The sequence below is a fragment of the Phycicoccus endophyticus genome, assembly GCF_011326735.1.
GTDB lineage: Bacteria > Actinomycetota > Actinomycetes > Actinomycetales > Dermatophilaceae > Phycicoccus > Phycicoccus endophyticus.
This window is the reverse complement of the sequence record NZ_JAANCN010000003.1, coordinates 21,769-43,100: the sequence shown is the minus strand read 5'-3', so window position 1 is coordinate 43,100 and position 21,332 is coordinate 21,769. Positions and strand designations below refer to the sequence as shown.

Below are 21,332 nucleotides of genomic sequence, written 5' to 3'. Positions count from 1 at the left end.
CATGGGGACGAGGCGAGAGCGCACCTCCGCGGGCGCGGCCACCCGCTCGGCGCGGCACCGGTCGGGGCCGCGCCGGCCCCTGCGGCTGCTGCTCGCCGTAGTCGTCGTCGTCACCGTGGTCGCCGCCGGGGTCGTCTACCTCGGGCGCGGCCCGGCGACGGCGCCTGCCGACGACACGCGGCCGGCATCGGCCGTGGGGGACCGGGTCGACACCCGCGGGGGGACGCTCAACGCCCTGACCCTCGGTCCGGTCGCCGCCTGGGACCCGCAGCGCATCTCCTCGCAGGCCGACGCCGCCTTCGCCGGCCGGGTGTTCGCCCGCACGCTGACCGCCTACGCGCCGAGCACCGACGCGCAGGACCAGGCGCGCCTCGTCGGTGACCTGGCCACCGGTACCGGGACCGCGAGCAAGGACCTGCGCACCTGGTCCTTCACCCTGCGCCCGGACGTGAAGTGGCAGGACGGCTCCACGGTGACCTGCGAGGACGTCGCGTACGGCATCTCGCGCACCTTCGCCACCGACACCGTCACCGGCGGGCCCACCGACGCCCTCGCCGTGCTCGCCATCGCGCGCAACACCGATGGGACGAGCACCTACCCCGGTCCGTACGCGACGGGGAAGAAGGCCGAGGCGGGCCAGAAGGCCTTCGACAAGGCGGTCTCCTGCGACGGCCGCACGATCACCTTCTCGCTGAGCACGCCGACGGGTGACTTCGCCGAGATGCTCACCCAGCCGGCGTTCGGCCCGGTGAAGAAGTCCGCCGACATGGGCGCCGACGGCACCTACGCGGTCTTCAGCGCCGGCCCGTACATGCTCCGGGGGACGTGGGAGCCCGGTCGTGGCGGGGTGTTCGTGCGCAACCCGCACTGGTCGGCGGACAGCGACCCGGTGCGCAAGGCCTACCCCGACGAGATCCACTACCAGGAGGGGATGGACACCGAGGCCATCGCCCAGCAGGTGCTCGCCGACAACGCCAGCGGACGCACGTCGGTCTCCCTCGGGTCGGCCCCACCGGCGATCCAGCAGCAGATCACGGCCGTCCAGAGCCTGCAGGAGCGCTCGGTCAACCCGCTGACCGGTGTCGTCGACTACCTCGTGCCGAACACCCGCGGCTCGGTGTTCTCGCGCGAGAAGGTCCGTCTGGCCCTCGCCGCTGCCACCAACCGCGACGCCTACGTCACCGCGATCGGCGGGGAGACCGCGGCCGAGCCCTCGCTCTCGCTGCTGCCGTCGGCGCTGCCCTCGAGCCACGACGGCGACCCCGTGGGGGCCGGGACGCGGGGTGACCCGTCGAAGGCCAAGGCGCTGCTGCGGGCGGCGGGGGTGAGCACCCCGGTGCGCTTCACCGTCGCCTACCGGTCCGACGCCACCGCCGACAAGGCGATGGCGGCCCTCGTCGCCGGGTGGCGCGAGGCCGGGTTCGACCCGAAGACCAAGCCCCTGGACGACGACTACTTCACGACGATCGCCGACCCGGACACGAGCAAGGGCATCGACGTCTTCTGGTCCAACTGGGCACCCGCCTGGGCTTCCGGCTCGACGGTGCTGCCGCCCCTGTTCGACAGCACGATCAACCTGACCAAGGACGGCCCGGGCCGCGACTACGGCTACTTCGAGGACACCAAGCTCGACGAGCAGATGACCAAGACCTCGGCGGTGGCCGACCGTGAGGCCCGCGAGCGCGGGTGGACCGACGTCGACCGCAGGCTGCTCCAGCAGGGTGCCTACATCGGCCTGGCCGAGCGCCGGGCGCTCTACGTCGCCGGGGCCGACATCCGCAACCTGTCGGCCAACACGGTGCTCGGTGGCGTCGTCGAGTTCGCCGACATCGCGGTCGCCCGATGAGGGCCCTGCTCGAGGGCCTGCGGCCGGCGGGACGCCCCGCCCGGCTGCTGTTCGTCCACGCCCACCCCGACGACGAGACGCTGACGACCGGCGTCGCGCTCGCCCACCATGCACGGGCCGGCGACGACGTCCACGTGCTCACGTGCACCCTCGGCGAGGAGGGGGAGGTCATCCCGCCCGCGCTCGCCCACCTCGAGGGTGACCGCCCGGCCCTGGCCGCGCACCGCCGACGCGAGCTGGCCGCCGCGATGGCGGTGCTCGGCGTCACCTCCCACGTGCTCGGGGAGGACCACCCGGGCGACGGCTTCCGGGACTCGGGGATGGCCGGCTCGCAGGCCGCCCGGCACCCGCGCGCCTGGGCGGGGGTGCCGCTCGGCGTGGCCGCGGAGGCTGTCGGGGCCGTCGTCGCGGACCTGCGCCCGGACGCGGTCGTCACCTACGACCCCCACGGCGGCTACGGCCACCCCGACCACGTCCGCACCCACGAGGCGGCCCGGTCGGCGCTCGTGGTGGTCGCGCCGGGGACGCCGCTGCTCGCGACCCTCACCCCGCGCTCGTGGGCCGAGGAGGACCGGACCTGGCTCGCCGAGCACGTGCCCGCCGGCGAGGGCTGGGTGGTTCCGGGCGAGGAGAGTGCGTACGCCGGCGACGTCGTGCCCGACGAGGTCGTCACCCGCGGTGTCGTCGACCCCGCCGTGGTCCCGCTCCAGGAGAGCGCCCTGCACGCCCATGCCACCCAGGTCCTCGTCGGTCGGGGCTGGTACGCGCTCTCCAACCGCCACGTCTTCCGCCTCGCCGGCCGTGAGGGCTACGCGCGGCTGGACCCGGCCACCGGCCGGCCGGCGCCGGAGGACGAGACGTGAGCGAGCTGGACGCGGCCGTCTTCCGGCAGGCGATGGGCCGGCTCGTCCAGGGGGTCAGCGTCGTGACGACCCTCCTGGACGGGCACGACCACGCCATGACGGCCAACACCGTGACGTCGGTGTCCCTCGACCCGCTGCTCGTGCTCGTGTGCGTCGAGTCCGAGACGCGCTTCCACGACGCCGTCCTCGAGGCCGGTGTCTGGGGGGTCAGCCTGCTCGCCGCCGAGCAGCGTCCGCTCTCGGACTGGTTCGCCACCCGGGGCCGGCCGCTGCACGGCCAGCTGGATCGGGCGCCGTTCCACCGCGGTGAGCACACGGGTGTGGCCCTGCTCGAGGGTTCCCTGGTGCACCTGGAGTGTCGTACGAGCGCGACGCACCCGGCGGGGGACCATGTCATCGTGGTCGGCGAGGTCTGCAGCCTCGAGCTGCCGGACTCCGTCGGGCCGGCGCTCGTCCACTACCGCGGCCGCTACGGGAGCATCGCATGACCCAGCACCTGCTCGACAGCCCGTCGTGGGAGGAGCCGGCCTGGGAGGACCCCGAGCCCGGGCCCCGGCGGTGGCCCTGGGTCCTGCTCGCGGTCCTCGTCGTCGCCGGCGCGCTGTACGCCGGCGCCGCATGGTGGTTCGGTGACCGCGTGCCGGGCGGGACGACGGTGGCGGGGGTCGACGTCGGTGGCCAGAGCGCGCCGGAGGCCCGCCGGACCCTCGCCGCGGTCTTCGAGGACGGTACGGGGGAGCGGCTGACGCTCACCTCGAGCGTCGGCACGGCCCGGCTGGACCCCACCAAGGCCGGGCTCTCGGTCGACGTGCCGGCGACGGTCGACGGGCTCGTCGGCTTCACCCTCGACCCCGGCAGCCTGTGGCACCACGTCGCGGGCGGCGGGGAGGAGCCGGCCGTCGTCACCGTCGAGAAGGCCGCCTTCACCCGCGCCGTGACCGCAGCCCGCAAGCGGCTCGACGCCGAGCCCACGGAGGGCTCGTTGTCCGTCGCCGGGGGGAAGGTCGCCTACACCGAGCCCGTCGACGGCAGCACGACCGACGTCGACGCCACCCGCCGGGCGGTCCAGCGCTGGTGGCCGGAGCAGAGCACCGTCGAGGTCGTCGCGCAGCGGATCGCGCCGACGACCTCCGCCGAGGAGCTCGAGCGCGTCCGTGACGACTTCGCGAAGGTCGCGGTCTCCGCCCCGGTGCGGGTCAAGGCCCACGGCACGACGTTCGAGATCGCCCCGCGGACCTTCGCCCCGGCCATCGTCCTGGAACCGGCCGACGACGGCACCCTCACCCCACGCGCGGCCGAGAAGCGGCTGCGCAGGGTCGTCCACGCCGCCGCCCGGCGGGCCGGAGCGGAGGTGAGGCCGAAGGCGGCCGTCGTGCGGTTCGTCGACGGCGACCACACCCGGCCGAAGGTGACCCCGTCGGTGGACGGCGTCCGGCTCGAGGACGACGCCATCGACTCGGCGGTGTGGCAGGCCATCTCCTCGCAGAAGCGCACCGCGGTCGTCGCGACGAGGAAGGACCGGCCGGAGTTCACGACCGCCGTGGCCAAGCGGACGCTCCCGCGGGAGAAGGTCTCGAGCTTCACGACGTACTACCCCGCCGGTCAGACCCGGGTGCACAACATCAAGCGGGCCGCGGCCGTCCTCGACGGGACCTACATCAAGCCCGGTGAGCAGTTCAGCATGAACGGGATCCTCGGCGAGCGGACACCGGAGAAGGGCTACATCCAAGCCGGCGTCATCAACAACGGCCGGCTCACCGAGAACTACGGCGGCGGGATCTCCCAGGTCTCCACGACGATCTTCAACGCCTCCTTCTTCGCCGGGGTACGGCTCGACGCGTGGCAGGCGCACTCCTTCTACATCTCGCGCTACCCCGAGGGGCGCGAGGCGACGATCTCCTGGCCGGACCTGCACAACAAGTGGACCAACACCCTCGACGGCGGCATCCTCGTCAACGTCACCGCGACCGACACCTCGATCACGGTCACCTACTGGGGCCGCAAGAAGTACGACGTCGAGGCGACCAAGTCCAAGCGCTACGACGTCATCGAGCCGCGCACCATCGTCGACGACAGCCCCGAGTGCCTGCCGCAGAACCCCACACCCGGGTTCAAGGTGGACATCGGCCGGATCCTGCGCCGGGGCGGCAAGGTCGTCGAGCGGCAGAGCTTCACGACGAGCTACCAGCCCGAGGACGACGTCACGTGCACCGCGATGGCGAGCTGAGCGCCGGGCCGCTCACCCGCGGCGCAGCGTGACGTACTCGTGGTGGGGCACGAAGCCGGCGCGCCGGTAGAGCGCCTGGGCCCCGGCGTTGTCGACGTCGGTCTGCAGGTGCATCGAGCGCACGCCCCGGCCGGCCGCCTCGCGGGCGAGGGCGCCGAGCACGGCGGAGGCGACCCCGCGGCGCCGCGCCCGGGGTGCCACCCACATCGCGGCCACGCCGCCCCAGGCCGCGGCCACGCCGAGGCGCCCGATGCCGAGGACGCCGTCCGCGTCCCGGACGGTGGCGAAGACCTGCGCCGGTGAGCCGGTGAGCACCGCGCGCGCGGCCTCCTCCGGTGCGTCCCGGTACCCGCGGTAGGCGGCGAGCCAGTCCTCCTCGAGGGTGGCGCCCAGGGCAACCTCGAGGTCCGGGCCGGGGTCCGCTGCGGCGACGCTCGAGGTGGCGGCCGTGAACGCGGTCGTCGGGACCCGCGGGCGGTAGCCCCGGCCGAGGAGCTCGTGGGCGAGCGGGTCACCGCCGATCCCGGCGCCGACCGGCGCCGCGAGGGTGAGCATCGGCGCCAGTCCGCGCTCGCGGTACCAGCCCTCGACCCGGTCGACGGCCTCGGCGAGCGGCACCCCGGGGTCGCCGGCGGTCATCACCGAGTTCGCGCGGTGGGTGAAGCCGCCGGCCGCCCGCAGCAGCCAGTCGCCGAGGTGGGCGGTGTCCGGTGCCGGCCAGGCGCCGACCATGACCCGCTCGAGGTCCTCGACCGAGAGGGCCAGGTGGGGCGCGCCACGGCGCGAGGGCGCCGGCGGGACCTCCTGGAGCGCGGTCACGGCGGCACGGGGCACCGCGACCTCCCCCCGGCGGGTCCGCACGAGCAGGTGCTCCTCGTCGGCGTGCACGAGCAGCCCGACGACGTCGGTCAGGGTGGCTCCGGTCCTCGGGTCGGGAGCCGGCAGCCGGTGGCGGACGACCACCCGGGTACCGGGCGCCGGGGCGGCCGGTGTCCGCGCCGGTGGGGGGCCCTCCGGGGTCTGCATGCGGTGCATAGTATGAGCCGCATGACGTACGTGATCGCGCAGCCCTGTGTGGACCTCAAGGACAAGGCCTGCATCGAGGAGTGCCCCGTCGACTGCATCTACGAGGGCGAGCGCAGCCTGTACATCCACCCCGACGAGTGCGTCGACTGCGGTGCGTGCGAGCCGGTCTGCCCGGTCGAGGCGATCTACTACGAGGACGACGTTCCCGAGCAGTGGGCGGAGTACTACAAGGCCAACGTCGAGTTCTTCGACGACCTCGGCAGCCCCGGCGGGGCCGCCAAGCTCGGCGTCATCCCCAAGGACCACCCGCTCGTCGCCGACCTGCCGCCGCAGGAGCACGACGAGTAGGCGTGCTCCGGCTCCCCGACTTCCCCTGGGACTCGCTCGCTCCCGCCCGGGAGCGGGCGAGCGCGTTTGCCGACCCCGACATCGAGGGTCCGGCCGGGCGGGGCATCGTCGACCTGTCGGTCGGCACCCCGGTCGACCCCACGCCCGAGGTCGTCAGGGCGGCCCTGACCGACGCCGCGGACGCGCCGGGCTACCCGCAGACGTGGGGGACCCCCGACCTGCGCGAGGCCGTGGCCGCCTGGTTCGCCACCCGGCGGGGCGTGCCCGACGTCGACCCCGACGGCGTGCTGCCGACGATCGGCTCCAAGGAGCTCGTCGCCTGGCTGCCGACCCTGCTCGGTCTCGGGGAGGGCGACGTCGTCGGCTTCCCGCGGGTCGCCTACCCCACCTACGACGTCGGCGCCCGGCTCGCCGGCGCGGTCCCGATGCCGGTCGACTCCCTGACCGCGCTGGGGCCCCTGACCCCGGGGACGACACCGCGGCTGCTGTGGCTGAACAGCCCGAGCAACCCGACCGGGCGTGTCCTCGGGGTGGAGCACCTGGCCAAGGTCGTCTCGTGGGCCCGGGAGCACGGCGTCCTCGTGGCCTCCGACGAGTGCTACGCCGAGCTCGACTGGCGCGAGCGCGTGCCGGGGTCGGGCGAGCCCCCGACCACGCCCTCGGTGCTCGACCCCCGGGTGTGCGGGGGGTCGCACGAGGGGCTGCTCGCCGTGTACTCCCTCTCCAAGCAGTCCAACCTCGCGGGGTACCGGGCGGCCTTCGTCGCCGGGGACCCGGCGGTCGTGCGCGAGCTGCTCGAGGTCCGCAAGCACGCCGGGATGATCCTGCCGTGGCCGGTGCAGCGGGCGATGGTGGCCGCGCTGGCGGACAGCGCTCACGTGCAGGAGCAGCGGGAGCGCTACGCGGCGCGACGGGCGGTTCTCCTGCCCGCGGTCGAGCGCTTCGGGCTGCGCGTCGAGGACTCCGACGCGGGGCTCTACCTGTGGGCGACCGCCGGCGAGGACGGACGGCGCACCCTCGCGCGGCTGGCCGAGCGGGGGGTGCTCGTCGCGCCGGGCGACTTCTACGGCCCCACGGGGCGCGAGTACGTGCGCATCGCCCTCACGGCGAGCGACGAGCGGGTCGCCGCGGCGGCCCACCGGCTGCGCTGAGCGTCGAATCTCACGTCACAGCGCGTTTCGTGCGTCCCCAACCGGCGGGTAGGGTCCGATGAACGCCCGAGCCACCTCGACCCCGAGACCCCAAGGATCGCGACATGACCGACGGAGCAACTCTCCACGCCGCGGGCACCACGCTCGACCTGCCCCTCGTCCCCGCGACCGAGGGCAACAGTGGCTACGACATCTCGGCCCTGCTCAAGCAGACCGGGAACGTCACCCTCGACGCCGGGTTCACCAACACGGCGAGCTGTACGAGCGCCATCACCTACATCGACGGTGACCACGGCATCCTGCGCTACCGCGGGTACCCCATCGAGCAGCTCGCCGAGCACTCGACCTTCCTCGAGACCGCCTACCTGCTCATCTACGGCGAGCTGCCGTCGGCGACCGAGCTCACCGACTTCGAGGACCGCGTCCGGGAGCACACGATGCTCCACGAGGACCTCAAGGGCTTCTTCCAGGGCTTCCCGCGCGACGCGCACCCGATGCCGGTGCTCTCCTCGGCGGTCTCGGCCCTGTCGACCTTCTACCAGGACAGCCTCGACCCGTTCGACGAGCAGCAGGTCGAGATCTCGACGATCCGCCTGCTCGCGAAGCTGCCGACGATCGCGGCCTACGCCTACAAGAAGTCGATCGGCCAGCCGTTCCTCTACCCGGACAACGACCTCTCGCTCGTGGAGAACTTCCTGCGGATGACCTTCGGCGTCCCGGCGACCCGCTACGACCTCGACCCGGACATCGTCAAGGCCGTCGAGCTGCTCCTCATCCTGCACGCCGACCACGAGCAGAACTGTTCGACCTCGACCGTCCGGCTCGTCGGCTCCTCGCACGCCAACCTCTTCGCCTCGGTGTCCGCCGGCATCAACGCGCTCTTCGGCCCGCTGCACGGCGGGGCCAACCAGGCCGTCCTGGAGATGCTCGAGCGCATCCAGGGTGCCGAGTACTCCACCGACGAGTTCATGGCCAAGGTGAAGAACAAGGAGGCCGGCGTCCGGCTCATGGGCTTCGGGCACCGGGTCTACAAGAACTACGACCCGCGGGCGGCCCTGGTCAAGCAGACGGCGCACGAGGTGCTCGCCAAGACGAGCGGCGGCGACGAGCTGCTCGAGATCGCCCTGCGTCTCGAGGAGATCGCCCTCGCCGACGACTACTTCGTCGAGCGCAAGCTCTACCCCAACGTCGACTTCTACACCGGGCTGATCTACAAGTCGATGGGCTTCCCGACCCGGATGTTCACCGTGCTCTTCGCCCTCGGCCGGCTGCCCGGCTGGATCGCCCAGTGGCGCGAGATGATCGCCGACCCCGCGCTGAAGATCGGCCGCCCCCGTCAGGGGTACACCGGCGAGGGCGAGCGGGACTACGTGGCGCTCGACCAGCGCTGAGGACGGCCACCGGGCCACGCACCCGACCCCCGGCGCCGGGCCCGCTCAGGCGAGGTGGATGACGACGTCGCGCTCGCCGGTGGAGCCCCCGGAGGCCCAGGTCAGTGCCGAGTCCTCCATCGAGCGAGCCCACTCGCGCCCGTGCGTGCCCACCCGCAGCGCGCCGGTGTCGGTGGCGCGGGCCACCGCCCACGAGGCCACGGCCCACGCGAGCTCGCCCGAGTCGGTGCGCACGCGGACGGTCGTGCCGTCGGCCTCGCCGGAGATCCCGAAGTCCTTCTCGAGCAGCGCCGCGAGGTCGGGCGCGCTGCCCGGGGTCTCCGGGTCGCGCAGGGCGCAGGCCATCCCCGCCGCGGTCTGGCCGGAGAGCACCGAGGCCGTGGCCCGCGCCTGGGCCTCGTGCTGGGCGTAGGCCGACCCCGCGGCCGAGCGCTGGACCGCCTGTGCCGCGTCGGCGATCTCCATGTCGGTGTAGCCGTCGACCTTGACCAGCTCGTCGTAGAAGGTGTTCGTCGAGTACTCCGGGTCGAGGATCTGCTCGGCCGTCCCCCAGCCCTGCGACGGCCGTTGCTGGAAGAGCCCGAGGGAGTCGCGGTCACCGAAGCGGACGTTGCGCACCTTCGACTCCTGCATCGCCGTGGCGATGGCGATCGACGCCGCGCGCGGCGGCAGGCCGCGCTGGACGGCGATCGCCGTGATGGCCGCCGCGTTGCTCGCCTGGTCCGGTGCCCAGGTGAAGGTCGAGCCGGCGGCGGTGACCTCGCACTGCTCGCCGGAGACGGCATGGACGAGCCGCTGCACGCCGTGGTAGCCGGCCACCCCGACGACGCCGACGAGCACGAGGGTGAGCAGCGCGCCCACGCGGCGCCGGGTGGGGGAGTGCGGCCCCTCCTCGGCGAGCGTCAGGGTGGCACGGGAACGCCGGGGCATCAGTCGTTCGCGTGCAGCGCGGAGTTGAGGACGATGCCGTGCCCGTCGCGCGGACGGGCCTGCACCGTCCCGGTGACCGAGTGCCGCAGGAAGAGCAGGTTGGACTGACCCGACAGCTCGCGCGCCGCCGTGACCGTGCCGTCGGGGAGGGTGACCTTCGTGCCGGCCGTCAGGTAGAGCCCGGCCTCGACGACGCAGTCGTCCCCGAGGGCGATGCCGAGGCCGGCCTCGGCGCCGAGCAGGCAGCGACGCCCGATGCTCACCCGCTCGGTGCCGCCACCGGAGAGGGTCCCCATCGTCGAGGCGCCGCCGCCGATGTCCGAGCCGTCGCCCACGACGACCCCCTGGCTGATGCGGCCCTCGACCATCGAGGTCCCGAGCGTGCCCGCGTTGTAGTTGACGAAGCCCTCGTGCATGACGGTGGTGCCGCTCGCGAGGTGGGCGCCGAGCCGGACGCGGTCCGCGTCGCCGATCCGCACCCCGGACGGGACGACGTAGTCGACCATCCGGGGGAACTTGTCGACCCCGAGCACCTGGACCGGTCCGCGGGCCGAGAGCCGGGCGCGGGTCGTCTCGAAGCCCTCGACGGCGCACGGGCCCTGCGTGGTCCACACGACGTTCGCCAGCACCCCGAACAGCCCGTCGAGGCAGATGCTGTTCGGCGCGACGAGCCGGTGGGAGAGCAGGTGCAGGCGCAGGTAGGCGTCCTCGGTCGTGGCGGGCGCCGCGTCGAGGTCGGCGGTGACGGTGACCGTCTCGCGCGCGACGCCCCGTGCCTCGTCGGCGCCCGCGAGGCCCGCGAGGGTCTCCGGGACGCCGGAGCCGTCCGGCTCGCCGAGGGCCGGCTCGGGGTACCACGCCTCGAGGACGGTGCCCTGGTCGGTTCTCGTCAGGAGGCCGTGGCCCCACGCCGTGCGCGTCATGCGCCACAGCGTACGGGGAGCACCTGGCACCTGCGGACGCCCGGCCGCGACCTCACTAGGGTGTCGCCATGGCCGCGAGCACCCCCACCCTCGACCTCGGCACCGACGTCACGAGCCTGACCGCCACCCTGTGCGACATCCCCTCGGTCAGCCTCGAGGAGGGCGTCCTCGCCGACGCCGTCGAGGCCGCGGTGCGCGCGAGCGGGCGCCTCGCCGTCACCCGCATCGGCAACACCGTCCTCGCGCGCACCGAGCTGGGCCGTGCCGAGCGCGTCGTGCTCGCCGGCCACCTCGACACCGTCCCGCTGACGAGCGACCCGGCCAACCTCCCGACCCGCCGAGTCCCAGGCGCCGACGGCGACGTGCTCTGGGGCCGGGGCACCGTCGACATGAAGGGCGGGGTGGCCGTCATGCTCCGGGTGCTCCACGAGGTGGCCGAGCCCAGCCGGGACGTCACCTACGTCTTCTACGAGGCCGAGGAGATCGACAGCGCGTACAACGGGCTGCTGCACGTGCAGCAGCAGGATCCCGGGCTCGTCGACGACGCCGACTTCGCGGTCCTGCTCGAACCGACCGACGCCCGCGTCGAGGGCGGCTGCAAGGGGACGCTGCGCGCCGAGGTGACGACCAAGGGTGTCGCCGCCCACTCCGCCCGCCCGTGGAAGGGGCACAACGCCGTCCACGACGCGGCCGAGGTGCTGGCCCGGCTCGTCGCCTACCGTCCCGAGACGCTCGAGGTCGACGGGCTCGAGTACCACGAGGCCCTCAACGCGGTGCGGGTCGAGGGCGGGATCGCCGGCAACGTCATCCCCGACCGCTGCACCGTGACGGTGAACTACCGCTACGCGCCCTCCCGCGACGCCGACGAGGCCGAGGCACACGTGCGTGAGGTGTTCGACGGGTTCGACCTCGTCGTGCGCGACAACGCGCCGGGCGCCCGGCCGGGGCTGCACCTGCCGGCGGCCCGGACCTTCGTCGAGGCGCTCGACCTGCCGGTGCTCGCCAAGCAGGGGTGGACCGACGTCGCCCGGTTCTCGGCAATGGGTGTCCCGGCGGTGAACTTCGGGCCCGGTGACCCGAACCTGGCCCACATGGACGACGAGCAGTGCCCGGTCGCGCAGTACGCACGGTGCGAGGCGGCCCTGCTGCGCTGGCTAGGCTGAGCGGGATGGACCCCTCGCCGCAGGTGCCCCCGGACCGGGACTACTACCAGGGCCCGGTCGTCATGCGCCGCTCCAAGGTGCCGCGCTCGACGACCGACCAGCGCCTCCTCGACAGCAGGGGGTCCGCCGACTGGCTGCACACCGACCCCTGGCGGGTCATGCGCATCCAGTCCGAGTTCGTCAACGGCTTCGGCGCGCTCGCCGAGCTCGGCCCGGCGGTGAGCGTGTTCGGGTCGGCCCGCACCCGCCCCGAGGCGCCGGAGTACGCGCTCGGGGAGCAGGTCGGGCGCGCGCTCGTCGAGGCAGGCTTCGCCGTGATCACCGGCGGCGGGCCGGGCGGCATGGAGGCGGCCAACAAGGGAGCCCTCGAGGCCGGCGGCACCTCGGTCGGGCTGGGCATCGAGCTGCCGTTCGAGGCCGGCCTCAACGAGCACGTCGACCTCGGCGTCAACTTCCGCTACTTCTTCGCCCGCAAGACGATGTTCGTCAAGTACGCCTGCGGCTTCATCGTCCTGCCCGGCGGCTTCGGCACCCTCGACGAGCTCTTCGAGGCGGTCACGCTCGTGCAGACCCAGAAGGTGACGAGCTTCCCGATCGTCCTCGTCGGCACCGGCTACTGGGGTGGGCTGCTGGACTGGCTGCGCGGCACCGCAGCGGCGGCCGGCACCGTGAGCGAGAAGGACCTGGCCCTGCTCACGCTCACCGACGACCCGCACGAGGCGGTGCGCATCGTCGTCGAGGCCGAGCGGGCGGTCGCGGAGCAGCAGGCGCTCGCCGAGCAGCGGGCCGCCACGGGGCACCCCGAGTAGCCCAGCAGCCGGCCGTAGGATCCCCTCCGTGGTCCTGCTCCTCCTCGCGCTCGTCGCGGTCGGGCTCGTCGTCGTCGTGCTCGCCGTCGCGAGCGGGCGCCTGCCCGTCGACCCGCTCGCCGACCCGGCCCGCTCCACCCCCGACCACGGCCTGCCGGCATCGCCGTCGGCCGCCGACGTCGCCGCGGTGCGCTTCGACACGGCCGCTCGCGGCTACGACCGCCAGCAGGTCGACACCCACCTCGCCGCGCTGCGCGACACCCTCGCCGAGCGCGAGCGGGAGGTCGCCGCGCTGCGCGGCGAGGAGGGCTGATGGCGTTCACCGTCTCGCGCCGCACCCCGCTCCCGCCCCGGGCCGCGTGGGACGCCGCGACCGACCTGGCCGAGCACACCCGGCACGTGCCCTTGACGGTCGTGGAGGTCCCGGAGGGTGGGCTCGTCCTCGGGGCACAGGTGAGCGCGGTCACCCGTCTGGGGCCGTTCGCCGGCACCGACTCGATGCTCGTCACCGCCCTCGAGCCGGGGACCCGGCTGCGGCTGGTCAAGACCGGCCGGCTGCTGCGGGGGTGGGCCGACATCACCGTGGCCGCCGACGGCGAGGGCGCCCTGGTCGAGTGGACCGAGGAGCTGTGGCTGCCGGGGGCCCGGCGCCTCACCCGGCCCCTCGGCGACCGGCTCGGGGCCCGGCTGTTCACCGGGGTGCTCGAGCGGCTGCTCGCGCGGGTCGAGGCCGCGGGAGCCCGCTCCCCCGGGGGGCCTGCGTGACGTGGTCGCTGCTCGCCGCGGGCGGGGCGGTCCTCGCGGTGCTCGCGGCCGCGTGGTGGCTCGGGCGGCAGCGGCTCGGGGAGGCGAGCGCCACGGCGCCGGGTCCGACCTTCGGGCTGGCCGTCCGCGGCTACCGGATGGACCAGGTGGACGAGGTCGTCGACCTGCTCGAGCGGCAGGTCGCCGAGCGGGAGCGGGAGGCCCGTGCGCTGCGCGGCGAGGAGGCGGCCGGGACGAGCGCCGGGGAGGTGTCGGGTCGCCGCGGGGACGCGGACCCGGGGGACGAGCCGCCCCCGCGACGCCGTCCGGTAGCCGGTCCCGGGCCGGCTACCGGACGCCCCGCCCGCCTGCGCCCGGCGGACCTGCTCGCCCCGCTGCTCTACCTCGGCGTGGCCGGCTACGTGACGATGCACCTGCTCGCGGCCGTGCGGACCGGGTACCTCTCCCAGGGTGTCCAGGACCAGCAGGCCTTCGAGTGGTACTTCGGCGCCACCGCGCACAACCTCGCGACGCTGGCCAACCCGCTCGCGAGCGACCTGCAGAACTACCCGACCGGCGTCAACCTCATGGCCAACGCCTCGGTGCTGGGGCTGGGCGTGCCGCTGGCCCCGCTCACCCTCCTCGCCGGGCCGCAGGTGACCTTCGTCCTCGTCGAGCTCGCCGGCCTGACGCTCACCGCCTCCGCGTGGTACTGGCTGCTGCGGCGACGCCTCCCGGTCCACCCCGCGGCGGCGTTCCTCGGCGGTCTGCTCGCCGGCTTCGGGCCGGGCATGGTCAGCCACGCCAACGGCCACCCCAACTTCGTCGTCCAGGCGCTCGTCCCGGTGGTCATCGACCGGCTCCTGCGTCTCGCCGAGGGGCGGCGGCCGGTCCGGGACGGGGTGGTCCTCGGCCTGCTCGCGGCGTGGCAGGTGCTCATCGGCGAGGAGGTGCTGCTGCTGGCCGGTGTCGGCGTGCTCGTCGCCGGCGCCGTCCTCGCGGTGCACCGCGGTGTCCGGTGGCGGCAGCTGCTCGTCGGCCTGGGAGTGGGGGCCGGGGTCGCCCTCACGCTCGTCGGGGTGCCGCTGTGGTGGCAGTTCTTCGGCCCGCAGAGCTACACCTCGATCTGGCACCCCCCGGCGGGCAACGACCTCGCCGCCCTCTGGGGCCGGGCCACCCGCGCCGTGGGTGCCGACCCCTGGGCCTCGGCGGCGCTGTCGATGAACCGCACCGAGGAGAACGCCTTCTTCGGGGTGCCGCTGTGGGTGGCGGCCGGCGTCACCGCCGTGGCGCTGCGGCGCCGGGTCGTGGTGCAGGCGCTCGTCGCGGTCGTCCTCGTGAGCAGCTGGCTCTCCCTCGGCGAGGAGGTGACCCTGCACGGAACGCCGCTCGGGGTCCCGGGCCCCTGGGCGCTGGTCGAGCACCTCCCGGTCGTCGAGAACGTCCTGCCCACGCGGTTCGCCCTGGTCACCCTTCCCGCGCTCGGCGTCCTGCTCGCGCTCGGAGCCGAGGCCGTGCGCCGGGCGGTCGACCGGGTGCTCGACCTGCCCGGCCCGGGCCTGGCCCTCGGCCTGTCGGCCGCGGTCCTCGCTCTCCTGCCCGTCCTCCCCACGCCGCTCGTCGTCGACCCCCGCCCGCAGGTCCCCGCCTTCTTCTCCGAGGGGACGTGGCGCGAGGTCGTCGACCCCGGAGGCTCGGTGCTGGCCGCCCCACCCCCGACGGTCGCCGACGCCCGAGCCCTGGAGTGGCAGGCTGCGGCCCGGTGGGGGTTCCCCGTCGTCGCCGGCTACTTCGTCGGGCCGGACGGCTCGGCGGAGCGGGCCGGACAGTACGGGGCCACACCCACCGGTCTCACGGTGTGGCTCGCCCAGGTCGCCGAGGCGGGATCGGCCGTGCCGGTGTCCGCCGAGGACCGCGACGGGTTCGTCGAGGACCTGCGGGCCGGCCGGGTGGACGCCATCGTGCTCCCCGAGGACCGGCCGGCCGCCGACGCGCTGCGGACGTCGCTGCGCGAGGTGTTCGGCACGCCGGAGCACACCGGCGGGGTGTACGTGTGGGACGTGCGGGCGCTGACCGACGGTGCCCGCTGAGCCCGCGACGGCCCGGCCCTCCGGCGGGCCGGCGGCAGCCGTCGTCCCCGTCCACGGCGGCGGGTGGATTTCGCCACCCCGCGCGGCTACGCGATAATGGTCCCCGAGGTCCGGCGGTCCGGCGCCGGACGACCACGCGGCGCGACCCACGCGCCCGCGCCGAGGAAGGGATACATGCCATGGCGGCGATGAAGCCGAGGACGGGCGATGGCCCGCTCGAGGTCACCAAGGAAGGTCGCGGCATCGTGCTGCGCATGCCCCTCGAGGGGGGCGGCCGGCTCGTCGTCGAGATGACCCCCGAGGAGGTCCGTGCTCTCGGCGAGGCGATCGACAGCTGCGAGGGCCTGGCCTGACCCGCCCCCCGACGCCGTCCGAGCCCCCACCACGTGGTGGGGGCTCGGCTGTGTGCCGGGACAGCAGGTGAGACGGGGTGGCCCGGGGGGCCGGTGGCCCCTAGCGTCGGCCCCTCACGATTCGAGCGCCGCCCCGGCGGCTGTGGAGGAGACGACATGGACGCCGGTTACGGCCTGACGGTGCGGTGGTCGCTCGTGGGGGCCCCGCCCGGGGCGGCCGAGCGCTTGCGGGAGTACGTCGTCGGTACCTCGATCGCCCGCTTCATGTTCCTCGACGGGCTGGCGTTCAAGACGTGGCGGATGCGCGAGGGGGAGTGGTTCGAGGGCACCTACGTCTTCGACAGCGAACAGGAGCGGGAGGCCTTCCGGGCCGACTTCGAGCCCGCCGCGGCGAGCTCACCGGCGAGCGAGCTCATCGGCTCCTCGCCGGTGCTCGTCGAGGACTGGGAGGTCGTGGCCATCGCCGAGGGCCCGGCCGGCTTCCGCCGGGGGGCCGGTCCGTCGGTCAGCTGAGGGTCAGCGCCGTACCGCGACGAGCACGCCGTCGCTCACCGGCAGCAGGGCGCTGACCAGGGCCTCGTCCTCGCGCAGCGACTTCCCGAGGTCGCGCAGCATGCTCGTCGTCTCGTCGCGGGCCGCCGGGTCGGCGACCCGATCGTGCCAGAGCATGTTGTCGACGACGAGGATCCCGCCGCTGCGCAGCAGCCGGACCGCGTGCTCGACGTACGTGGGGTAGGTGTGCTTGTCGGCGTCGACGTGCACCATGTCGTAGCCGCCGTCGGCCATCCGCGGCAGCACCTCGGCCGCGGCACCGGTGATGACGCGGGTGCGCTGGTGCGGGTAGCCGGCCTCCGCGTAGGCCTGGCGCGCAAGCCGCTGGTGCTCGGGTGAGACGTCGATCGTCGTGAGGACCCCGTCCTCGGGCATCCCCGCGAGCAGCCACAGCCCGGACACCCCCGCTCCCGTGCCGACCTCGAGGACGTGACGCGCGCCGATCGAGGCGGCGAGCAGGCGCAGGACGGCGCCGGCCCCGGTGCCCACCGGAGTCGCCGCCCCGAGCTCGACCCCGCGGCGGCGGGCGTTCTCGACGACCTCCGGCTCGGGGAGGAACTCCTCGGCGTAGGCCCAGCTGGCCGGCTTCAGTCCGCTCATGGCGCCCAACCCTAGTGCGCGCCACCCCGGCCCTCCGGCCACCGATTCCCAGCGGACGTTCAGGCTTTCGGGGAACAATTCCCGGCGACAGCGCGTATCGATGGGTGACATGGACAGCCTGGTGGAGGACGAGCCGGTGACGACGACGCAGCACGAGCGGGGTGGCGACCCGGCCCAGTCGTGGGTTCCCCCGACCTGGGAGGAGGTCGTCGAGCAGCACTCGGCGCGCGTCTACCGGCTCGCGTACCGCCTGACGGGGAACGTCCACGACGCCGAGGACCTCACCCAGGACGTGTTCGTGCGGGTGTTCCGCTCGCTGCACACCTACCAGCCGGGCACCTTCGAGGGCTGGCTGCACCGCATCACGACCAACGTCTTCCTCGACCGGATGCGCCGCAAGCAGCGCATCCGCTTCGACGCCCTCTCGGAGGAGTCCGCCGCGCGGCTCCCGAGCCGGGACCGCGGGCCGGAGCAGACCTACGAGGACACCCACCTCGACGACGACGTCCAGCGGGCGCTCGACGCGCTCTCGCCCGACTTCCGGGCCGCGGTGGTCCTCTGCGACATCGAGGGCCTCTCCTACGAGGAGGTCGCCGCCACCCTCGGGATCAAGCTCGGCACCGTCCGCTCGCGCATCCACCGGGGTCGCGCCCAGCTGCGGGAGGCCCTGGCCCACCGGGCCCCCCAGCCGCGGGCGGAGAACCCCGCGGTGCGTCGGGGGCCGGTCGTCCGGCGACCCGCGGCGGGGACGGTATGACGGCTCACGCGGCGGTCCGCTGCGGGTCCGAGGAGCTCTCCGAGTACGCCGCCGGGCGGCTGTCCGCCGAGCGTTCCCTCGCCTGGGACCGGCACCTCGTGGCGTGCCAGGTCTGCCGCCAGGACGTCGACGACGAGCGCCGGCTGCGGCAGGCCCTCGCCGGTGCTCCCTCCATGCCGGGGGACCTGCGGGTGACCCTGCTCGCCCTCGGCCGGCAGGTCGAGCCGGTGGCGTCCACGCCTCGCGAGCCACTGACGTTGCTCGCTCCCGGAGCACCCCCCTGCCACCGCAGCGCCCTGCGCGCCACGGTCGTCGCGGCCGCCGCCGCCGGCGTCTCGGCCGCCGCGGCGTGGAGCCTCACGGTCATCGGGACCCCCGTGCCGGAGCGTCCGGGCGTGGTCTCGGGCACCCTGCCGGCGACGACGACCGTGGGCGGCGGCGCGGCCGGGTCCTCGGCCTCGTTCGTGCCTGCGGGCTGGCCGCTGCGGACCTCCTCGCCCACGTCGACGGGTCAGCAGGCACAATCGACCCCATGACCGACGGGCAGCCCGGGGGGCAGGAGTGGCACCCGTGGGCGCGCCCCCGCCCCGAGGACGCCGAGGCACCCGCGTCTCCGGCCCCCGAGGAGCCGACCGAGCCCCTGTGGCCGCGCGCGCAGGTGCCCCCGCCTCCTGCGTCCGCTCCGGGCGGGTACCCGCCGATCAGTGGCTCGTGGTCGGCACCTCCGTCCACCGCGGGCCCGACGACGAGCCCGGTCTCGGCGCCCCCCGCGCGCCGGGGGCCGGGATGGGGCGCGCTCGTCGGCGCCACGGTCGCGGCCGGGCTGCTCGCCGGGACCACCGGCGGCATCGTCGGTGGGGCGCTGGCGGACCGCTCGGAGGCGACGGCGAGCGCACGGCGCACGTCCGTCGACGCCCCGACGCCGGGCCCGGGAGCCACGAGCCGCCCGGAGGGCTCGATCGCCCACATCGCCGCCACCGCACTGCCGAGTGTCGTCACCCTGCGGGTCGAGACCGGCTCCGGGGACGCGACCGGCTCCGGCTGGGCCTACGACGACGCCGGGCACATCGTGACGAACAACCACGTCGTCGCCGACGCGGGGGACGACGCGACGGTCACCGTCGTGCTCGCCGACGGGACCCAGGTCGACGGGCGGGTCGTCGGGCAGGACGCCTCCTACGACCTCGCGGTCGTCGCCGTCGAGGACGCCGCGCTCGACCCGCTTCCGCTCGGCCGCTCCGCGCAGGTCGTCGTGGGCGACCAGGTCATCGCCGTCGGCGCCCCCCTCGGTCTGGACTCCACGGTGACCAGCGGCATCGTCAGCGCCCTCGACCGGCCGGTGACGCCCGGTGGGGACGAGGACCAGTCCTTCATCAACGCCATCCAGACCGACGCGGCGATCAACCCGGGCAACTCCGGTGGGCCGCTGCTCGACATGGCCGGGGACGTCATCGGGGTCAACTCGGCCATCGCCCAGCTTCCCGGCAGCTCGCTCGGCGGCCAGAGCGGGAACATCGGCGTCGGGTTCGCCATCCCGAGCGACCAGGTCGCGACGACCGTCGAGCAGCTCATCGAGACGGGCCGGGCCGAGCACCCCGTCATCGGGGTCTACCTCGACAGCGGCTACGACGGCGAGGGCGTGCGGATCGCCGACGGTGGCCCGGACGGCGCACCCGCCGTCACCCCCGGGGGCCCGGCGGACGAGGCCGGGCTCGAGGCCGGAGACGTCATCGTGCGCTTCGAGGGTCGCCCGGTCACGGACGAGGGCGAGCTCGTCGTGAAGATCCGCGCCCGTCGGGTCGGGGACTCCGTGCAGCTCACCATCCGGCGGGGCAGCCAGGAGCGGGATGTCACGATGGTGCTCCAGGGGTCCGGATGAGCGCGAGGGAGGTGGCGTCGTGGTCGGCGTGAACGGGTGGGAGTTCGTCCTGCTCGTGCTCATCGCCGTCTTCGTGCTCGGGCCGGACAAGCTGCCCGAGTACGCGGCCAAGCTCGCCCAGGGCATCCGCCGGCTGCGGGTGATGGCCGAGGGAGCCCGCGAGCAGCTCCGCGACCAGCTGGGCCCGGAGTACGACGACATCGACTGGCGCCAGTACGACCCGCGCCAGTACGACCCGCGCCGAATCGTGCGAGAGGCCCTGCTCGAGCCGCTCGACGAGGCGGTGGCCCCGGTGCGCGGTGAGATCGACGCCGTGCGCGAGGCCGCGAGGCTGCGGCCCGGGGCACAGGCCTCCGTCGGGGCGGCGGCGACCGGGGCGGCAGCGACGGCGACCGAGGGCGGTTCGCCGGCAGCGGCGCAGGAGGTCGAGGAGCCGGTCGCCGAGGTGCGGGCGTGGGGCCCGCCACAGGCGTTCGACCCGGCCCGACCGACGCCCTACGACACCGACGCGACCTGACCGGCGCGCGCCGGTGGTCTCAGCGGCCGACGGGGGAGAGCCCGAGAGAGCGACCCGCCAGCCCGCGTGAGCGGCCGGCCAGCCCGGTGGCGATGTCGCGCAGCGCGGCCGCGGCGGGCGCGTCCGGCTCGCCGAGGACGACGGGCATGCCCTCGTCGGACCCGACCCGCAGCCGGGTGTCGAGCGGGATCTGGCCGAGCAGGGGCACGTCGGCGCCGACCGAGCGGGTCAGCGACTCGGCGACCTCGCGCCCACCCCCGGAGCCGAAGATCTCCTCGCGGCTGCCGTCGGGCAGCTGCAGCCAGCTCATGTTCTCCACGACCCCGACGATCCGCTGGTGGGTCTGCAGGGCGATCGAGCCGGCCCGCTCGGCCACCTCGGCGGCCGCCTGCTGGGGGGTCGTGACCACGAGGATCTCCGCGCCCGGCACGAGCTGGGCCACCGAGATGGCGATGTCGCCGGTACCGGGGGGCAGGTCGAGCAGGAGGACGTCGAGGTCGCCCCAGAAGACGTCGGCGAGGAACTGCTGGAGGGCGCGGTGCAGCATCGGCCCGCGCCAGACGACCGGCTGGTTGCCGGGGACGAACATCCCGATGGAGATGACCTTCACGCCGTGGCTGACCGGCGGCATGATCATGTCGTCGACCTGGGTCGGTCGGTGCTCGACCCCGAGCATCCGCGGGATGGAGAAGCCGTAGATGTCGGCGTCGACGACCCCGACGCTCAGGCCCTGCCCGGCGAGCGAGGCGGCGAGGTTGGCGGTCACCGAGGACTTGCCGACCCCACCCTTGCCCGAGGCCACCGCGTAGACCCGGGTCAGCGAGCCGGGCTTGGCGAAGGGGACCTCGCGCTCGGCGGTGCCGCCACGCAGCCTGGTCTTCAGCTCCGCCCGCTGCTCGTCGGACATCACCCCGAGGGTCACCGCGACGTCCGTGACGCCCTCGACCGCCGTGAGGGCGGTGGTCGTGTCGCGGGTGAGCGTGTCCTTGAGCGGACAGGCCGCGACGGTGAGCAGGACGGTGACCGCGACCCGGCCCTCGTCGTCGCACGTGAGCTCGCCGACCATCCCGAGCTCGGTGATCGGCCGCCGGATCTCGGGGTCGATGACCGTCTCGAGGGCGGCGTGGAGGGCGTCGGTACTGACCTGCGGCATGCCCTCGAGT

At 74.5% G+C, this 21,332-nt stretch carries 23 protein-coding genes; 18 read left to right on the top strand and 5 right to left on the bottom strand.

Annotated features, from left to right (window positions below):
• Position 1: 1 nt before the first annotated feature.
• From G8D98_RS04745 to G8D98_RS04730, 4 genes are read left to right on the top strand one after another with little or no spacing between them, the layout of a single operon-like run.
• Positions 2-1,846 carry an ABC transporter substrate-binding protein gene (locus G8D98_RS04745; protein ID WP_166099786.1) on the top strand — a complete coding sequence of 615 codons (1,845 nt, stop codon included), beginning with the start codon at positions 2-4 and terminating at the stop codon, positions 1,844-1,846.
• Entirely contained in the window at positions 1,843-2,709 is an 867-nt protein-coding gene (locus G8D98_RS04740; RefSeq protein WP_166099783.1) for a PIG-L family deacetylase, read from the top strand. The genes G8D98_RS04745 and G8D98_RS04740 overlap by 4 nt, the downstream gene beginning before the upstream one ends.
• Positions 2,706-3,197, top strand: coding sequence for a flavin reductase family protein (locus tag G8D98_RS04735; RefSeq protein ID WP_229661801.1), 492 nt, complete (start codon positions 2,706-2,708; stop codon positions 3,195-3,197). Before G8D98_RS04740 ends, G8D98_RS04735 begins: the two co-directional genes overlap by 4 nt.
• Positions 3,194-4,936, top strand: coding sequence for a VanW family protein (locus G8D98_RS04730; protein ID WP_166099781.1), 1,743 nt, complete (start codon positions 3,194-3,196; stop codon positions 4,934-4,936). The genes G8D98_RS04735 and G8D98_RS04730 overlap by 4 nt, the downstream gene beginning before the upstream one ends.
• A gap of 12 nt (positions 4,937-4,948) precedes the next feature.
• Here G8D98_RS04730 and G8D98_RS04725 read toward each other — a convergent pair whose 3' ends face one another.
• Positions 4,949-5,962: a GNAT family N-acetyltransferase gene (locus G8D98_RS04725; protein ID WP_166099778.1), complete on the bottom strand. Its 1,014-nt coding sequence runs from the start codon at positions 5,960-5,962 to the stop codon at positions 4,949-4,951.
• Between the two features lie 21 nt (positions 5,963-5,983).
• Here G8D98_RS04725 and fdxA point away from each other — a divergent pair, with 21 nt between their 5' ends.
• The 3 genes from fdxA (at position 5,984) to G8D98_RS04710 (ending at position 8,852) form a co-directional block, all read left to right on the top strand.
• Complete coding sequence (gene fdxA / locus G8D98_RS04720) at positions 5,984-6,310, top strand: ferredoxin (RefSeq protein ID WP_166099776.1); 327 nt, start codon at positions 5,984-5,986, stop codon at positions 6,308-6,310.
• A gap of 2 nt (positions 6,311-6,312) precedes the next feature.
• The gene (gene dapC, locus G8D98_RS04715) at positions 6,313-7,461 is read left to right on the top strand and encodes a succinyldiaminopimelate transaminase (RefSeq protein ID WP_166099774.1); all 1,149 of its coding nucleotides are present in this window, start codon (positions 6,313-6,315) and stop codon (positions 7,459-7,461) included.
• A gap of 104 nt (positions 7,462-7,565) precedes the next feature.
• A complete protein-coding gene (locus tag G8D98_RS04710) occupies positions 7,566-8,852 on the top strand; it encodes a citrate synthase (RefSeq protein ID WP_166099771.1) in 1,287 nt (428 codons plus the stop codon).
• A 45-nt stretch (positions 8,853-8,897) separates the two neighbouring features.
• Here G8D98_RS04710 and G8D98_RS04705 read toward each other — a convergent pair whose 3' ends face one another.
• Both G8D98_RS04705 and dapD read right to left on the bottom strand, forming a co-directional pair.
• Positions 8,898-9,782, bottom strand: coding sequence for a hypothetical protein (locus G8D98_RS04705; protein WP_166099769.1), 885 nt, complete (start codon positions 9,780-9,782; stop codon positions 8,898-8,900).
• Complete coding sequence (gene dapD / locus G8D98_RS04700; RefSeq protein ID WP_166099766.1) at positions 9,782-10,705, bottom strand: 2,3,4,5-tetrahydropyridine-2,6-dicarboxylate N-succinyltransferase; 924 nt, start codon at positions 10,703-10,705, stop codon at positions 9,782-9,784. The genes G8D98_RS04705 and dapD overlap by 1 nt, the downstream gene beginning before the upstream one ends.
• Positions 10,706-10,773: 68 nt before the next feature.
• On the opposite strand from dapD, the gene dapE reads away from it, so the two are divergent.
• The 7 genes from dapE to G8D98_RS04665 all read left to right on the top strand — a co-directional run bounded on the left by dapE (position 10,774) and on the right by G8D98_RS04665 (position 16,377).
• On the top strand, positions 10,774-11,868 hold the full coding sequence (gene dapE, locus G8D98_RS04695) for a succinyl-diaminopimelate desuccinylase (RefSeq protein WP_166099764.1): 1,095 nt from the start codon (positions 10,774-10,776) through the stop codon (positions 11,866-11,868).
• Between the two features lie 5 nt (positions 11,869-11,873).
• On the top strand, positions 11,874-12,677 hold the full coding sequence (locus G8D98_RS04690) for an LOG family protein (RefSeq protein WP_205859707.1): 804 nt from the start codon (positions 11,874-11,876) through the stop codon (positions 12,675-12,677).
• A 28-nt stretch (positions 12,678-12,705) separates the two neighbouring features.
• Entirely contained in the window at positions 12,706-12,990 is a 285-nt protein-coding gene (locus tag G8D98_RS04685; protein WP_166099762.1) for a DivIVA domain-containing protein, read from the top strand.
• Positions 12,990-13,442, top strand: coding sequence for an SRPBCC family protein (locus tag G8D98_RS04680; RefSeq protein ID WP_166099760.1), 453 nt, complete (start codon positions 12,990-12,992; stop codon positions 13,440-13,442). Before G8D98_RS04685 ends, G8D98_RS04680 begins: the two co-directional genes overlap by 1 nt.
• On the top strand, positions 13,439-15,511 hold the full coding sequence (locus G8D98_RS04675; protein ID WP_166099757.1) for a glycosyl transferase: 2,073 nt from the start codon (positions 13,439-13,441) through the stop codon (positions 15,509-15,511). The genes G8D98_RS04680 and G8D98_RS04675 overlap by 4 nt, the downstream gene beginning before the upstream one ends.
• Positions 15,512-15,690: 179 nt before the next feature.
• Positions 15,691-15,864 (top strand): DUF3117 domain-containing protein, encoded by a 174-nt coding sequence (locus G8D98_RS04670; protein WP_166099754.1) that lies wholly within the window; start codon positions 15,691-15,693, stop codon positions 15,862-15,864.
• A gap of 156 nt (positions 15,865-16,020) precedes the next feature.
• A complete protein-coding gene (locus G8D98_RS04665; RefSeq protein WP_166099752.1) occupies positions 16,021-16,377 on the top strand; it encodes a hypothetical protein in 357 nt (118 codons plus the stop codon).
• 3 nt (positions 16,378-16,380) lie between these two features.
• On the opposite strand, the gene G8D98_RS04660 is transcribed toward G8D98_RS04665, so the two are convergent.
• Complete coding sequence (locus G8D98_RS04660) at positions 16,381-17,016, bottom strand: O-methyltransferase (protein WP_166099749.1); 636 nt, start codon at positions 17,014-17,016, stop codon at positions 16,381-16,383.
• 109 nt (positions 17,017-17,125) lie between these two features.
• Here G8D98_RS04660 and sigE point away from each other — a divergent pair, with 109 nt between their 5' ends.
• The 4 genes from sigE to G8D98_RS04640 are packed head-to-tail and all read left to right on the top strand — an operon-like array spanning position 17,126 to position 20,169.
• Positions 17,126-17,773 (top strand): RNA polymerase sigma factor SigE, encoded by a 648-nt coding sequence (sigE, locus tag G8D98_RS04655; RefSeq protein ID WP_205859706.1) that lies wholly within the window; start codon positions 17,126-17,128, stop codon positions 17,771-17,773.
• Complete coding sequence (locus G8D98_RS04650; protein WP_166099743.1) at positions 17,770-18,309, top strand: anti-sigma factor family protein; 540 nt, start codon at positions 17,770-17,772, stop codon at positions 18,307-18,309. Before sigE ends, G8D98_RS04650 begins: the two co-directional genes overlap by 4 nt.
• Positions 18,306-19,652 carry a S1C family serine protease gene (locus G8D98_RS04645; RefSeq protein ID WP_166099741.1) on the top strand — a complete coding sequence of 449 codons (1,347 nt, stop codon included), beginning with the start codon at positions 18,306-18,308 and terminating at the stop codon, positions 19,650-19,652. Before G8D98_RS04650 ends, G8D98_RS04645 begins: the two co-directional genes overlap by 4 nt.
• Positions 19,653-19,671: 19 nt before the next feature.
• Positions 19,672-20,169 carry a twin-arginine translocase TatA/TatE family subunit gene (locus G8D98_RS04640; protein WP_229661800.1) on the top strand — a complete coding sequence of 166 codons (498 nt, stop codon included), beginning with the start codon at positions 19,672-19,674 and terminating at the stop codon, positions 20,167-20,169.
• Between the two features lie 19 nt (positions 20,170-20,188).
• Here the strand turns inward: G8D98_RS04640 and G8D98_RS04635 are convergent, their stop codons facing one another.
• A complete protein-coding gene (locus G8D98_RS04635; RefSeq protein ID WP_166099736.1) occupies positions 20,189-21,322 on the bottom strand; it encodes an Mrp/NBP35 family ATP-binding protein in 1,134 nt (377 codons plus the stop codon).
• Positions 21,323-21,332: the final 10 nt, after the last annotated feature.